We start from the raw sequence: 13,530 nt of genomic DNA on the forward strand, positions 1-13,530 counted from the left end.
ACCGGAGGAAGGGCGAGCGGGGTCAGGCCTTTGGCGGCAGGGCGGGCGGGACGTCGTCGTTCTCGAAGAGGCTGCCGGAGGAGACGGGGGCGGTGCGCCAGTTGAACGTGATCGTGAGGCTGCGGAGGACGAAAGTGAGGGCGACGGTGGCGATGGCGGCACGGTTCGCGGACCAGCCGAGGGTGGCGGTGCAGAACAGGAACACGACGGCGCCGCCGAGGGCGATGAGGAAGTAGAACTGGCCGGGCTTGAAGACGAGCGGTTCCTCGCGGCAGAGGAGGTCGCGCAGGATGCCGCCGCCGACGGCGTTGACGACGCCGACGAGGATGGCGGCTGGTGGGGCCAGGCCGGCGAGCAGGGATTTCTGCACGCCGAAGGCCGCATAGGCGCCGAGACCGAGCGCGTCCACGACCGGGATGAGCCGCGCGAAGCGGTGGATGCGGGCGCCAAACACCACGCCGCCGACGGCGGCGAGCACCACGGCCTCGAGGTAGTGGGGGTTGGTGAGGAGCGGGGTGGGGCCCTGCGCAAGGAAGAGGCCGTCACGTATGAGGCCGCCACCGAGGCCGGTCACCAGGGCCAGGGCGAGCACACCCACGATGTCGTAGTGGCGTTTGATGGCCGCGAGCGCGCCGGAGAGGGCGAAGGCAAAGGTGGCGCCGAGGTCGAAGAGCACGGGCAGGGCGAAGCTGCCCTGAAGCGAGAGCTGGGCGGAAGCGCTCATGGTTTGGGCTCCGCAGGCGGGGGCGGCGGGGGCGGAGCGGTCTTGAACGTCACGCCTTGGGTGGCCTCGGCCAGATCCTTCGCCGCGGCGTCGATCGCGGCCTGGTCTTCGGGGGAGTTTTTCACGACCGGCTGGCCGCTGGAGAAGTCGATGGTCTGGCCGTCGTGCTTGGTCAGGTCCACCGGCGGGGCGGGTTGTCCCGTTCCAGCGGTCTGCGGAGCAACCGCCGGCAAAAGTACGGTGGCGGCGGGTGGCGCCGCGCGGTTCCGGGCGCGCCGGTCGATCACGTACCAGAGCACGAAGGCCATGGCCCCGAGCAGCAGGGCGAGCAGGACGATGATTTCCTTGGAACGGCGCATGGGGGGCAGGATGCGAGGCGGATCAGCCCAAGGCCAGCGCGATGATGCCGGCGACCATGGCGGCGGCGGCGAGGAGGCGACGGGGGGCGTCGGCTTCGCGGAGGAGTTTCGCGCCGAAGAAGGCGCCGATGAGGATGCTGATCTCGCGGGCGGGCGCCACGTAGCTGACCGGGGTGAAGCTCATGGCGTAGAGCACGAGCACGTAGGCGACCGGACTGAGCAGGCCGACGAGTGCGGCCTTGCCGCGGTGATCGCGCCAGGTCGCCGCGACCTCGTCGCGCCGGTGCAGGGCGAAGGGGGTGAGGATGGAGAAGAGCACGAGCTGCGTGCCGCCGTCATAGAGGATGGGCGGCAGCTGGAGGTGGGAGACGGCGCGCTGGTCCCACACGGTGTAGATGCCGACGCAGGTCGCGCAGGCGAGCCCGTAGAGGATCCCCTGGCGCAGGTGGGCCCGGTCGGCTTGGAACATCCGGAGGCCGCCGGAGAGGAAGAAGACGCCCGCCACGATCAAGCCGCCGCCGGCGAGGGCGAGCGGGGAGGGGCGTTCGCCGAAAAACGCGATGGCGCCGAGCGTGGCGAGCAGCGGAGCGGTGCCGCGGGTCAGCGGATAGACCAAGGAAAAGTCCCCGTGCCGGTAGGCGCGCTGGAGCAGGAGGGAGTAGATGGTCTTCAGGATGCCGCTCCCGACGACGACCCACCAGAGCCCGGCCGGCAGCACCGGCTGCCGCCAGAGCCAGTAGACCAGGCCGGCGACGGAGTAGAGGGCGAGCGCGAAGACGCTGGAGACCCACACGAAGGGCAGGCCGCCGCCGGAGCGCTTGGCCGCGTAGTTCCAGGTCGCGTGGGTGAACGCGGCGATGAGAACGAGGCCGAGGGCGAGGGGCGTCATGACAGTGCCGGTTTAACCACAGAGGCACAGAGACACGGAGCATGAATTAGCTTCAAACCAAAACCATTCTCTGTGACCTCTGTGTCCCCGTGGTTAAACTGTCCGCCATCACCCGCGAACTTCGCCTGACGCTGGCGCTGGCCCTGCCCATGATCGTGGGGCAGGTGAGCCAGATGCTGATCGGCATCACGGATGCGGCGTTAATTGGTCGCGTGGGCACGGTGGAGCTGGCGGCGGCGGCCTTCACACACGGGGTGTTCGGGCTGTTTTACATCGTGGGGATCGGGCTGTTGCTGCCGGTGGGAGTGTTCACCGCGCGCGACCATGGCGCCGGTGATCCCGCGGCCTGCGGTGGCTGGCTGAAGCACGGGCGGGCTCTGGCGCTGATGGCAGGAGGCGCCGCCTTCCTGCTGCTGGCCGGGCTGTCGACGCAGCTGCACCGGTTCGGCCAGCCGCCGGAAGTGGTGGCGGTGGTGCGGCCGTTTTTCCTGCTCTGTTCCCTGTCGCTGATCCCGGTGTTTTATTTCCAGGTGCAGCGCCAGTATCTGGATGCGCTGGGCCGGCCGTGGGTCGGCACGAGCATCATGCTGGCCGATGTGGCGCTCAACGCGCTGCTCAACTGGATGTTCATCTGGGGCAACCTGGGGGCGCCCGCGCTGGGGTTCACCGGCTCGGGGGTGGCGACGCTGTTGGCGCGGATCCTGGCCGTGGCGGCCATCGCGATCTGGCTGCGCCGGGAGCAGGCGCCGGCCGGCCGGCTGGAGCAGGCAAAATTCCGGGCGATGATGCAGATGGGCGTGCCCGCGGCCGGCAGTCTGCTGTTTGAATCGGGGGCCTTTACGGCGGCGGCGCTGATGATGGGCTGGCTGGGCGCGACTGCGCTGGCGGCGCACCAGATTGCGCTGAGCTGCGCGGCTTTCACCTTCATGGTGCCGCTGGGGCTGGCGATGGCCACTAGCATCCGCATCAGCAAGGCGCGGGGCGAGGGCCGGCCCGAGGTGCTGCGGGCGATTGGCTTCGGGTCGCTGGGGCTTTCCAGCCTGGTGATGCTGAGTTTCGCCACGGTCTTCACCCTGGCCGGGACGCTGCTGGCCCGGGGCTTCACGCCGGATGGCCCGGTGGTGGAACTGGCGGCGCGGCTGCTGGTGGTGGCGGCGGTATTCCAGTTGTTTGATGGCGGGCAGGTGGTGGCGGCCGGGGCGTTGCGCGGCATGACCGACGTGAAGATCCCGACCGTGATCACCTTCATCGCCTACTGGGTGCTGTCGCTGCCGGTGGCCTACCTGCTGGCGTTCCACACCCCGCTCGGACCGATCGGCATCTGGAGCGGCCTGGCAATCGGGCTGGCGTGCGCGGCGGTGTTGCTGGTGTGGCGGTTCCACCGGCTCACCCGCCTTCGCTAAAGCTTCGGCGCGGCGAGCCCGCCTGCTTTCGGGGAAGGGTTACGGCGCGGCGAGCCCGCCTTGCTTGGGAAGAAGCTCCGGCGCGGCGACATTGGACCGGGGGCAGGAGAGGGGATTGATTTTTGTGCGGGCGGCGACTGGCGAAACGGGACGGGTTGGGCATGGTTCGGGGCCATGAAACTGCTCACGCCGCTTTCCGCCGGGGACCTGCTGCTGCCCAACCGCGTCCTGATGGCGCCGCTCACCCGGGTGCGCGCCGACACGCAGCACGTGCCGACGGACCTGATCGTGGAGCACTACCGCCAGCGCGCCGCGGCGGGGCTGCTGATCGCCGAGGCCACGATGGTGGCAGGCGACGCCCGGGCCTTCGGCTGGGAACCCGGCATCTATGGCCCCGCGCAGGTGGAAGGGTGGCGGAAGGTGACGACGGCGGTGCACGCCGCGGGCGGGCGCATCGCGCTGCAGCTCTGGCATCCAGGCCGGGCGACGCATCCGGACCTGAATGGCGGCCTGCAGCCGATCTCTTCGTCGAACAAAGCGATCCAAGGCGACACCATCCACACGCCGCAGGGCAAGCAGGCCTATCCGGTGCCGCGGCCGCTGCGGGCGGACGAGTTGCCTGGGATCATCGCGCTTTTCCGCCGCGGCGCGGAGAACGCGCGGGCGGCCGGCTTCGACGCGGTGGAGCTGCACGGGGCGCACGGTTACCTGCTCGACCAGTTTTTGCGCGACGGGGTGAACGACCGGACGGATGAGTACGGCGGCAGCATCCCGAACCGGGCGCGGCTGCTCTTCGAAGCCATCGACGCCGCCATCGACGTGTTCGGCCCCGGACGGGTGGGTGTGCGGATTTCGCCGCTCGTGGCCTTCAATGACATGGTCGACAGCAATGCGCCGGCGCTGGTGGCGCACGTGGCGGAGGAGCTGCAGTTGCGCGGCGCGGCCTACCTGCATCTGCGGCACGCGCGGCACGACGCGCCGGGTGAGGCGGAGCTGGCCCGGGTGGTGCGGCAGCATTATCGCGGCGCGCTGATCCTGAACGGCGGCTTCGACCGTGAGACCGGTGAGGCGGCGGTGCAGAGCGGTCGGGCGGACGCCATCGCGTACGGCCTGCCGTTCCTCGCCAACCCCGACCTGCCGCGGAGGTTTCTGCTGAACGCGCCGCTGAATGCGGTGGATGAGGCCCGGCTGTATTCGGCGGGGCCGCAGGGGTACATTGACTACCCGTTTCTGCCGGCGTGAGGGGCCCCCGTGGGCCGGAGGGTCAGACGGATCGGACGGGTGGGCGGCGGGCTTGCTCGCGCCATGGTCTTACAAGGTGCTCGTGGCGCCAGCAAGCTGGCCGCCCACGGGGAGAGGATCAGACCTGCAGTCTTTGCCGGACCGTCGCGGCATCGAGAGCGGTGATCTGCACGACCTTCTGGCGGGACTTGTCGCCGCGGAGGAGCGTGACGCTGCGGCGCGGGACGCCGAGCGTCTCGGCCAGAAAGGCGAGCAGTTCGTCGTTGGCGCGGCCCTCGAGGGCAGGGGCGTGGATCTTGACCTTCAACGCGGCGCCGAGCCACCCGACGACCTCGTTGCGCGGGGCGTTGGGGATGATCTTCAGCTCGAGGGTGCAGGCGTGGTCGGGCGAAGCAGGGACTTTGGCCACAGATTTCACCATCGATTCGAAGGGGAAGGGCGGGGCCCCAACATGTCACTTATTAAGTGACGTGTTGGGGTCAGGCCAGAGCCTCGGACAGGGCGCGGATGATTTCGTCAACGGGCTCGGTCCCGACGCAGAGGCGCAGGAGGTCGGGGTCGAGCCGGCTGGCGGCGAGCTCGGCCAGGCCGGCGGGCGTGGTGACGAGGTCGTAGTGCGCAAGGTACATGAAGGGGCAGATGAGGGTGGTCTTCATGCCGAAGCTCGGGCCCTTGGGGAGGCGAAGGCGGTCGTAGAATTTCTCTAGCCCGCCCGGATTGCGCAGAGTGAAGGTGATCATACCGCCGGTAGCATCGGGGGTGCGGGCCAGCTTCAGGTAATTTTCGCGGCTGCCGGATTGCAGGGCCCAGAAGACCGCCTTCACGGCGGGGTGTTTTTCGAGGAAGGCGACGACCGACGGGGTGGCGGCCTGGATGCGGGCCAGCACAGCGGGGGTCTGGCCGATCTGCCAAGCGAGGCGGGCGGCATCCCGGGCGTAGAGCGGCTCGGCCGTGCCGGCGAGGGCGGAGCGGAGGGCCGCGGCGGCGGGAGCGGCGGGATTCACCGCGACGAGGCCGGCGGTGAGATCGCCCTCGCTGGCGGTGTATTTGGTGAGGCTGCTGACGACCAGGTCGGCGTGGGGCAGGACGTCGAGGGAGAACACCGAGCTCATCGAGGGATCCACGAGGAGGCGGGCGCCGTGTTCGCGGCAGAGGGCGGCGATGGCGGGCAGGTCGGGGGTTTGGATCAGCGGGTTGGTCGGTACCTCCGTGACCACGCCGGCGATGCGGGCGCCGTGCGCGGCAAAGATGCGACGCAGCGCGTCGAGGTCGGCCACCTCGCGCACGTAGACGTAGTCCGCCGGGTGAGCGGTGAACTTCTTGAGGATCGCGATGGTGTCGAGGTAGAGCCAGCCGAGCTGGAGCCAGACGGTGCGGCCGCGCGGGGCCTGGAGGGAGTTGACGGCGCGGAAGGCGGCGTGCATCGCGCTCATGCCGCAGCTGGCGAGCAGGAGATCGGCGTCGGTCGTGCCGGGGAGCACGGTGCGCAGCTGGCGGCGAATCTCGGCCGGGGCGTCGCCCGCAAACACTTCCTCGGGATGGGGCGCGGGCAGGAGTTGCAGGGCCACGAGGTGATCCTCGGCCTCGCGGGAGGAGAGGAAACCGCCGAGGTTCTGGAGAAAGACCTTGGCCAGCGCGGCGGTCTCGGGGGATTCCGGATGGGACACGCCATGCAGGCCAGGCAGGGTGTATAGCTCGGCCCCGCGGGCCGGAGTGAGGTGGGCGAGCAAGGCCTGCGCCATCGCGCCGGAGGACGTCAGCCACAGCGTGCGTTGGCGCAGGGCCGGGGTGACGGTCGTGAGGTGCGCGACCAGTCGGCGGGTGAAAGGGTGGAGGACGAATCGCGGGTAGCCGTTGGTGAGCTGACGGACGATCGCAGGATCCTTTTCCTCGTAACCCCGCACGGCGTGCATGGTGGGCAGGCTGCACGAGACGGCGTGTGGACTGGCCGGGATGGATTGCCCCAGGGGCAGCGGAGGAAAGTAGGCGGAGCTCACAGGGTGGGGAGGATTCAGGGCGGGAGGGCGGATGACAACTGCGGGTTTTGTCACATGACCCGGAAGGCGGGAGGTTACGGTGGTCAATCGGACGACAATGAGGGCGATACAGCCGCCGGGCGGGGGGCCGTGGCGCGAGCAAGCTCGCCGTCCACCCTGAGTCCAAGTCACGGGCCAGGGGCGCTGGCAGCCCGGGGAGGGCTTCGGGAGAAAAGGATTTGCGGGTCTGGCCTGATTCGCCCGGACTGTGCCTAATGAAAATGCTTTCGTGGAACGTGAACGGGGTGCGCGCAGCACTGGGCAAGGGCCTGCTGGACTGGATGAACGCCAGTCGGGCCGACGTGATCTGCCTGCAGGAAGTCAAGGCGCAGCCCGGGGACGTCCAGGGCGTGGTCTGGCCGAAGGGGTATGAGATCGTGTGGAACGCCGCGCAGAAGAAAGGCTACAGCGGCACGGCGCTGTTTTCCCGGGAAAAACCGCTCAGCGTAACGCTCGGCCTCGGTTCGCCGGACCACGACGCCGAGGGCCGGGCCATCACGGCGGAGTTTGCCGACTGTTATTATGTGGGCGTGTACGTGCCGAATGCGCAGCCCGAGCTGGCGCGGCTCGGTTTCCGCCAGGCCTGGGACCGGGCGTTGCTGGCGCACGTGCGGAAGCTGGAGAAGAAGAAGCCGGTCGTGTTCAGCGGCGACCTCAACGTGGCGCACGAGGAGATCGACCTGGCGCGGCCGAAGGAGAACGTGGGCAACCCGGGTTTCTCCGACGAGGAGCGCGCGGGTTTCCGGGACTACCTGGCCGCCGGGTTCGTCGACACCTTCCGGCACTTTGAGAAAGGGCCGGGCCATTACAGCTGGTGGACGTACCGGGCCAACGCCCGGGCCAACAACGTGGGGTGGCGCATCGACTACTGCATGGCGTCGGCGGCGCTGCAGCCGCGGTTCAAGCGCGCCTGGATCGAGGCCGGCGTGCAGGGCAGCGACCATTGTCCGGTGGGCCTGGAGCTGAAATGAGCCGCGCGCCGAAGAAGGGGAGGCCGGCGGTGGACACCAGTCAGGTGCGCCTGGCGCGCTCGGGCGTGCATGGCTACGGGTTGTTCGCGCGTGATTTCATCCCGACGGGCGAGCGGATCATCGAGTACGTCGGCGAGCGCGTGACGAAGGGTGAGGCCTGGCGGCGCGAGCAAAAGCGGCTCGCGCGGCTGGCGGCTGGCGGCGACGGGTGTGTCTATATATTCGATGTGACCAAACGGCACGACATCGACGGCGGGGTGAAGTGGAACCTTGCGCGGCGGATCAACCATTCCTGTGCGCCGAACTGCGAGGTGCAGATCGGGCGGGGACGCATCTGGATCGTGGCGATCCGGGACATCGCGGAGGGCGAGGAGCTGACCTACGACTACGGCTTTGATTACGTCGACTGGCGGGAGCATCCGTGCCGGTGCGGGGCGGCCACGTGCGTGGGGTTCATCGTCAACGCGGCGCAACGCTGGCGGGTACGCCGGGTGCTCGCGGGCGGCAGTCGCGGGTTGAAACAACGCGGGTGAGGGTGTTGGGTGGGGTCATGCCCCACCCCCTGCGCAAGATTCTCGCCGGCCTGCTGCCGGCCTGGGTCGCGGTTTTCGCCGTGACCGCCGCCGCCCAAACCGCCCCCCAGCTGCTGCGCGTCTCGTACCACAGCGCGGCGCTCAACGCCGAGCGGGATTATTTCGTCTATCTGCCACGGGGCTTCGACCAACAGGACAAGTGGCCGGTGATGCTCTTTCTCCACGGCAACGGCGAACGGGGGGATGGCAAAGGCGAGCTCGATTACGTGCTGAAGCACGGCCCGTTGTTCGAGGCATGGGCGCAGAAACGGGATCTGCCGTTTGTCATCATCTCGCCGCAGATGCCGATGCACGACCAGGGCGAGGTGAGCTACATCAAGAACCGCACGCGGGCCGAGATCCCGCAGCGCATGGCCGAAGGCATCCACCCGTACCCGCCCCACTACACCGGCCGCGACCCGATGGAGGGCCAGCTCTCCGCGGAGCTCCCGGCGAACCGGATCAACATAGAGAGCAACCCGCGGGGCTGGAACGTCCTCGCCGACGAGGTGATGAGCCAGCTGGACCGGGTCATGGCCGAGTACAAGGGAGACCCGCAACGCGTGTACCTCACCGGCATCAGCCTCGGTGGCTTCGGCACCTGGTACCTGGCGTCAAAGCATCCGGAAAAATTCGCGGCCATCGCCCCGGTCGTCGGGTACGGCGTGCCCGCGATGGCGGCGCCGATCGCGGAGGCGAAGCTGCCGCTGTGGGTCTTTGCGGGCGGGCGCGATGCCGGCGTACCGGTGCGGCATTTTTATCCGCTGCTAAACGAGCTGGAGAAACTCGGGCACCCGGACGTGCGATTCACGATCGAGGCCGACATGGGCCATGACACGTGGATCCGGACCTACGCGGGCGAGGATCTCTACCGCTGGTTCCTGTCCCACTCCAAGTAAGGTCGCCTCACTTCGCCGGGGCGAAGATCCCGGCGAGTTCCTTCTTCGGATTCAGGAAGCGGATCGCCGTGATCCGGCCGGCGGGATCGAGGCTGAGGACGGTCAGCTTGTCCTCCTGCTCCGGGTAGCGGGCGAGGAAGTTTTCGGCGTCGGCCAGCAGGATGCGGTGGGGGTACCGGCGCATCTTGGGCAGGGCGAAGGTGCGGCCGATGCCCGGCATGCCGTAGATGTTCGCGATGAAGACGGTCTGCTGTTTCGCGAGGAAATCGGCGGGCTGTTCCTCGAAGAAGCCGTTGGCCGCCTTGCCGACGCCCATTTCGAAGGAGACGACGATGAGGCGCGCCCCGCCCTCGTAAGTGTACGGGCGGTCATGCTGGTCCTTGGTGGTGAAAGGCTCGAAGGTGTCGCCCACGCGGTAGGGCGCGGCGCCGAGGGTGACGGCGGAAAGGAGGACAAGAAGGAGGACGTGGAGCTTCATGAAGGGAGCCAAACACGATTGGCGGGGAAAAGACACGGCGAAAACAGGCGTGCCTCCCGGGGCGGCGGACGCCAGCCTGCGGGCATGAGCAACGCCGCCGACCTGAAGCCCCTTCTCCTGCGCCGCCCGGCGCTCACGCTGGCCGTGGCCGAAAGCCTAACCGCCGGGCACGTCCAGGCGCGCATTGCAGCGGTGGCGGGCGCGTCGGGGTATTTCCTCGGCGGGGTGACGGCATACTCGCTGGCGCAGAAGGTCCGCCTGCTCGGGGTGAACCGGGCGCATGCGCGGGCGGTGGACTGCGTGTCGCAGCGCGTCGCGGTGGAGATGGCGGCGGGAGCGGCGAAGCTGTTCGGGGCCGACCTGGCGGTGGCAACGACGGGTTACGCGGAGCCAGCGCCGGGGAAGAAGATCCGGATCCCGCAGGCGTGGTGGGCGATTTGTCACCAGCGGCGCGGGGCAGCGGTGGTGCTGTCGGGGTTCATCGAGGTGCCGGGAGCGGACCGGGTGACGGTGCAGGAGCGGGTGGCCGAGGCGGTGCTGGTGGAACTGGTGAATTATTTGCGGGAAGTGCGGGCGGAGAATTGACTCTGAGTGTAGGGCGGGGTCGCCGAACCCCGCCTTTGTTCGAACGCGATATCACGTTCGCGGCGGGGTTCAGCCGTCGCCGAGGCTATGGCTGACACGGTCGGCGACCCCGCCCTACAGGCACAAAAAAACCCGCCGGGGTGCGGCGGGTTTGAGAGGGGTGGGGCGGCTCAGTTGGTGAGACGCGTCACGTAGTCCATCAGGAAGCGGGCGTCCTGCGGGGGCGTGACCCAGTCGCTGTAGAGCAGCTCGGGCATGCGGTGCTTGGCGTTGTAGAACAGCTCGTTGGCCTGCTGGTTGGGCGAGAGGTAGCCGGTCTTGATCGTGGCGCCGAGGTAGAGGCCTTCCTGGGTGGAGTAGATGTAGACGTTGGCGTCGCCGGGGAGGGCCTTGCTGACGGCTTCGCGCTCGCTGGCGCGGATGCCGGCGACGGCGCGGGCGTCGGCGCCGAGGTTCATGCGGTTGCGGAAGAGCAGACGGGCGGTGTCGTCGTCCATGAGGACGTAGACGGCATTGATCGCCTTGGCGCCGGCTTGGAGACCGAAGCTGAATTCACCGGCCTTGAGGAAGGCGGGAACGGACCACTTGCCATTGGGGCGGCGGACGAGGGCGACGCCGTAGCCGTCCTTGATGCCGAAGATGAAGCCGCCCTGGAATTGGTTGACGATGATGATGCCCTTGGCGCGGCGGAGGACCTCGGCCGGGATGGCGGTCTTCACGTTGCCTTGGATTTCCTGGAGGATGGCTTCGCAGGAATCGAGCTGGGTGATGACGCTGTCACGCGAAAGACCGCTGGCGGCGGGCAGGGTGACCGCGAGGGCGGCGAGGGAAAGGAGGGCGAGGAGAAACTTCTTCATTGGTTGAGAGGACAGCAAGCCGGCCACGGGGTGCCGGGTTACTTGCTGGGACTAAACACATTCGTCCCGGGAATGCTAGCCCTAGTTGGCCGCCCGGGGTGGGGTCATTCCAGACCCCGGCTGGCGACCTCATCCTCGTCCCAGCCGAGGTAATGGCCGAGTTCGTGGAGGTAGGTGAGGCGGACCTCGTCGCGGTAGAGGGTCTCGTCGCCCTCGGCGTAGTCCCAGAGGTTCTCGAGGAAGAGGAGGATCTGGGGCGGGAGGGGTGTTTCGTCGGACTGGAGGCCGGCCCCGTGGGTGTGGCCGACAAACAGGCCAAGGATGTCGGGTTCCCAGCCCTCGGCGACGATGGCCTCGTTGGGGAAGGGTTCGTAGCAGACGGGCACCTGGGCGGCGGCGGCCCGCACCTCGGCCGGCAGGCGGCGCTCGGCGGCGGTGACGACCTCGCGGGCGAGGGTGGTGAGGCGGTCAAAATTCACAGGTGAGGCAGGGGGGCCAGTAACAAGGATCAACCAATCGGAGCCAAGGCGCAAACGAGTCTGGGCGGACCAGGGGGGGGCGCGGGAGGGATAATCTTTCGGCCCGCGAAACCAGCGGGGAGGGCCGGCGTCTCGGTGCCCGAACCAAATTCAATCCATGAAAAATCAACGTATGGCCCTGCTCCTCCTGGGAGCCACCCTAGCCGCCCTGCCCGCCCTGCGGGCCGCGGACAAACCCGAAGCCCCCATGGGGGAACGCCGCGAGCGCCTGCACCAGGGCGCCGAAAGAATGGCCGAGAAACTCGGCCTCGATGAGACCCAGAAGGTGAAGATGAAGGAAATCACCCAGCAGGAAAAAGCCGAGCTGGACGCGCTGCGCGCCAGTGCGGCGGGCGCAAAGGAAGAGCACCGCGCCAAGGCCAAGGCGATTCACGAGAAGTATCGCGACCAGCGCCATGCGATCCTCACGCCCGAGCAAAAGGTCAAGGCCGACGAGATGCGCGCGCAGATGGAGGAACGCGCCGGCAAGTGGGAGAAACGCAAGGAACGGCGGGAGCACCGCCAGGAAGGGCGCGAGTAAGCGGGCGCCGGTTATTTTCCCCGGCGAGCCTGGGAGCCACCGACACGAGCACCGCAGCCGGGAGCTGCGGTGCTTTTATTTGGACAATGGACAACCCGCCCGGGCCGCCGCACGCTGTCTGGACATGGGCAAACGGCACATCGCGATCGTCGGGGGCGGGGCGGCGGGCTTTTTCGCGGCCATCACGGCGGCGGAGGCGGCCCCGGAAAGCACCGTGACGATCTACGAGGCCACCGCGCATCTGCTGGCGAAAGTGAAGGTGTCGGGCGGCGGGCGGTGCAACGTGACGCATGCGTGTTTCGAGCCGCGCGAGCTGGTGAAGCGCTACCCGCGCGGGGCGCGGGAGCTGCTCGGGGCGTTCTCGCGCTGGCAGCCGCGGGACACGGTCGAGTGGTTCGAGACGCGGGGCGTGAAACTTAAAACGGAGGCGGACGGGCGGATGTTTCCGGTGACCGACAGCTCGCAGACGATCGTTGACTGCCTGCTGGGTGCCGCGCGGCAGGCCGGCGTCGTGATCCGGACGAATTGCGGGGTGAAGGGCGTGGAGCGGGTGGTCGCCGACGGGGCGACCAAAGAAAACGCGTTGGGGGCAACGCGCTCCACCTTCCGACTGACGCTCAGCACGGGTGAGACGGTCGCATGCGACCGTCTGCTTTTGGCGGCGGGCGGGAACCGGTCCAACGCGGGGTTCACCGTCGCAGAGCAGTTCGGGCATGCCATCGAGCTGCCGGTGCCGTCGTTGTTCACCTTCAACATCAAGGATCCGCGGCTGGCAGATTTGGCGGGGGTGTCGGTGGAGGAGGCGGCCACGGAGGTGGTGGGCCAGAAACCCATCGACAGGCTCAGGGCCCCGGGCAAAGCCGAGGGGCTGAAAGAGCGCGGCCCGGTGCTGGTGACGCATTGGGGTTTAAGCGGGCCGGGGATCCTGAAACTTTCGGCCTGGGGGGCCCGGTCGTTGCACGACTGCGGTTACAAGTTCACGCTGCGGGTAAACTGGGCGCCGAAATACAACCCGGAGACGGCGCGGGCCGCGCTGGAGCAGGCGCGGGCGGCGAACCCGAAGAAGCAGATCACCACCTGGTGTCCGGTGGGTCTGCCGTCGCGGTTGTGGGAAAAGCTGGTGGCGGCGGCCGGGCTCGCGCCCGAGGCGATCTGGACGGGGATCGGGAACCCGGCGTTGCGCGGACTGGCGGCCCAGGTGTGTGAGGCGGAGTTCGCCGTGGACGGGAAGAGCACGTTCAAGGAGGAGTTCGTGACCTGTGGCGGCGTGCGGCGGAGTGAGGTGGATTTCAAGACGATGGAGAGCCGGCTCGTGCCGGGGCTGTATTTCGCCGGGGAGTTCCTCGACGTGGATGGCGTCACGGGCGGGTTTAATTTTCAGAACGCGTGGACGACGGGGTATCTGGCGGGGGTGGCGATGAGCGCGGCGACGGAAGTCTGAGGATAGAGGACGGGG

16 protein-coding genes are annotated in these 13,530 nt (G+C 68.4%); 8 read left to right on the forward strand and 8 right to left on the reverse strand.

Features of this window, described 5'->3' with window-relative positions; all coding sequences use genetic code 11:
- Window positions 1–22: 22 nt before the first annotated feature.
- From Verru16B_RS07225 to Verru16B_RS07235, 3 genes are read right to left on the reverse strand one after another with little or no spacing between them, the layout of a single operon-like run.
- On the reverse strand, window positions 23–724 hold the full coding sequence (locus Verru16B_RS07225; protein WP_069961649.1) for a trimeric intracellular cation channel family protein: 702 nt from the start codon (window positions 722–724) through the stop codon (window positions 23–25).
- Window positions 721–1,083: a hypothetical protein gene (locus tag Verru16B_RS07230; RefSeq protein WP_069961650.1), complete on the reverse strand. Its 363-nt coding sequence runs from the start codon at window positions 1,081–1,083 to the stop codon at window positions 721–723. Before Verru16B_RS07230 ends, Verru16B_RS07225 begins: the two co-directional genes overlap by 4 nt.
- A 22-nt stretch (window positions 1,084–1,105) precedes the next feature.
- Complete coding sequence (locus Verru16B_RS07235; RefSeq protein ID WP_069961651.1) at window positions 1,106–1,972, reverse strand: EamA family transporter; 867 nt, start codon at window positions 1,970–1,972, stop codon at window positions 1,106–1,108.
- Between the two features lie 89 nt (window positions 1,973–2,061).
- Between Verru16B_RS07235 and Verru16B_RS07240 the strand changes: the two genes are divergently transcribed.
- Window positions 2,062–3,375 carry an MATE family efflux transporter gene (locus tag Verru16B_RS07240; RefSeq protein WP_237023483.1) on the forward strand — a complete coding sequence of 438 codons (1,314 nt, stop codon included), beginning with the start codon at window positions 2,062–2,064 and terminating at the stop codon, window positions 3,373–3,375.
- A 174-nt stretch (window positions 3,376–3,549) separates the two neighbouring features.
- On the forward strand, window positions 3,550–4,617 hold the full coding sequence (locus tag Verru16B_RS07245) for an alkene reductase (protein WP_069961652.1): 1,068 nt from the start codon (window positions 3,550–3,552) through the stop codon (window positions 4,615–4,617).
- A gap of 118 nt (window positions 4,618–4,735) precedes the next feature.
- Here Verru16B_RS07245 and Verru16B_RS07250 read toward each other — a convergent pair whose 3' ends face one another.
- Both Verru16B_RS07250 and Verru16B_RS07255 read right to left on the reverse strand, forming a co-directional pair.
- On the reverse strand, window positions 4,736–5,026 hold the full coding sequence (locus Verru16B_RS07250; protein WP_237023484.1) for a DUF167 domain-containing protein: 291 nt from the start codon (window positions 5,024–5,026) through the stop codon (window positions 4,736–4,738).
- Window positions 5,027–5,096: 70 nt separating this feature from the next.
- Window positions 5,097–6,614, reverse strand: coding sequence for a PLP-dependent transferase (locus Verru16B_RS07255; protein ID WP_237023485.1), 1,518 nt, complete (start codon window positions 6,612–6,614; stop codon window positions 5,097–5,099).
- Window positions 6,615–6,868: 254 nt separating this feature from the next.
- Between Verru16B_RS07255 and Verru16B_RS07260 the strand changes: the two genes are divergently transcribed.
- Genes Verru16B_RS07260 through Verru16B_RS07270 form a run of 3 tightly spaced genes read left to right on the forward strand, consistent with a single transcriptional unit; the run spans window position 6,869 to window position 9,095 of the window.
- Window positions 6,869–7,624 carry an exodeoxyribonuclease III gene (locus tag Verru16B_RS07260; protein ID WP_069961654.1) on the forward strand — a complete coding sequence of 252 codons (756 nt, stop codon included), beginning with the start codon at window positions 6,869–6,871 and terminating at the stop codon, window positions 7,622–7,624.
- Entirely contained in the window at window positions 7,621–8,157 is a 537-nt protein-coding gene (locus tag Verru16B_RS07265; protein WP_069961655.1) for an SET domain-containing protein, read from the forward strand. Before Verru16B_RS07260 ends, Verru16B_RS07265 begins: the two co-directional genes overlap by 4 nt.
- A 17-nt stretch (window positions 8,158–8,174) precedes the next feature.
- Window positions 8,175–9,095 carry a carboxylesterase family protein gene (locus Verru16B_RS07270; RefSeq protein ID WP_069961656.1) on the forward strand — a complete coding sequence of 307 codons (921 nt, stop codon included), beginning with the start codon at window positions 8,175–8,177 and terminating at the stop codon, window positions 9,093–9,095.
- Between the two features lie 7 nt (window positions 9,096–9,102).
- Here the strand turns inward: Verru16B_RS07270 and Verru16B_RS07275 are convergent, their stop codons facing one another.
- Window positions 9,103–9,573 (reverse strand): hypothetical protein, encoded by a 471-nt coding sequence (locus tag Verru16B_RS07275; protein WP_069961657.1) that lies wholly within the window; start codon window positions 9,571–9,573, stop codon window positions 9,103–9,105.
- 84 nt (window positions 9,574–9,657) lie between these two features.
- Between Verru16B_RS07275 and Verru16B_RS07280 the strand changes: the two genes are divergently transcribed.
- Window positions 9,658–10,158, forward strand: coding sequence for a CinA family protein (locus tag Verru16B_RS07280; protein ID WP_069961658.1), 501 nt, complete (start codon window positions 9,658–9,660; stop codon window positions 10,156–10,158).
- 170 nt (window positions 10,159–10,328) lie between these two features.
- Here Verru16B_RS07280 and Verru16B_RS07285 read toward each other — a convergent pair whose 3' ends face one another.
- Together Verru16B_RS07285 and Verru16B_RS07290 are read right to left on the reverse strand one after the other, a co-directional pair.
- Window positions 10,329–11,015, reverse strand: coding sequence for a lipid-binding SYLF domain-containing protein (locus Verru16B_RS07285; protein WP_069961659.1), 687 nt, complete (start codon window positions 11,013–11,015; stop codon window positions 10,329–10,331).
- A gap of 104 nt (window positions 11,016–11,119) precedes the next feature.
- Window positions 11,120–11,494, reverse strand: coding sequence for a metallopeptidase family protein (locus Verru16B_RS07290; RefSeq protein WP_069961660.1), 375 nt, complete (start codon window positions 11,492–11,494; stop codon window positions 11,120–11,122).
- Window positions 11,495–11,651: 157 nt separating this feature from the next.
- On the opposite strand from Verru16B_RS07290, the gene Verru16B_RS07295 reads away from it, so the two are divergent.
- Window positions 11,652–12,074, forward strand: coding sequence for a hypothetical protein (locus Verru16B_RS07295; protein ID WP_157772322.1), 423 nt, complete (start codon window positions 11,652–11,654; stop codon window positions 12,072–12,074).
- 124 nt (window positions 12,075–12,198) lie between these two features.
- Window positions 12,199–13,515 (forward strand): BaiN/RdsA family NAD(P)/FAD-dependent oxidoreductase, encoded by a 1,317-nt coding sequence (locus Verru16B_RS07300; protein WP_069961662.1) that lies wholly within the window; start codon window positions 12,199–12,201, stop codon window positions 13,513–13,515.
- Window positions 13,516–13,530: the final 15 nt, after the last annotated feature.

Origin of the sequence: Lacunisphaera limnophila, from assembly GCF_001746835.1 — a bacterium.
In the GTDB taxonomy this organism is placed as follows: Bacteria; Verrucomicrobiota; Verrucomicrobiia; order Opitutales; family Opitutaceae; genus Lacunisphaera; species Lacunisphaera limnophila.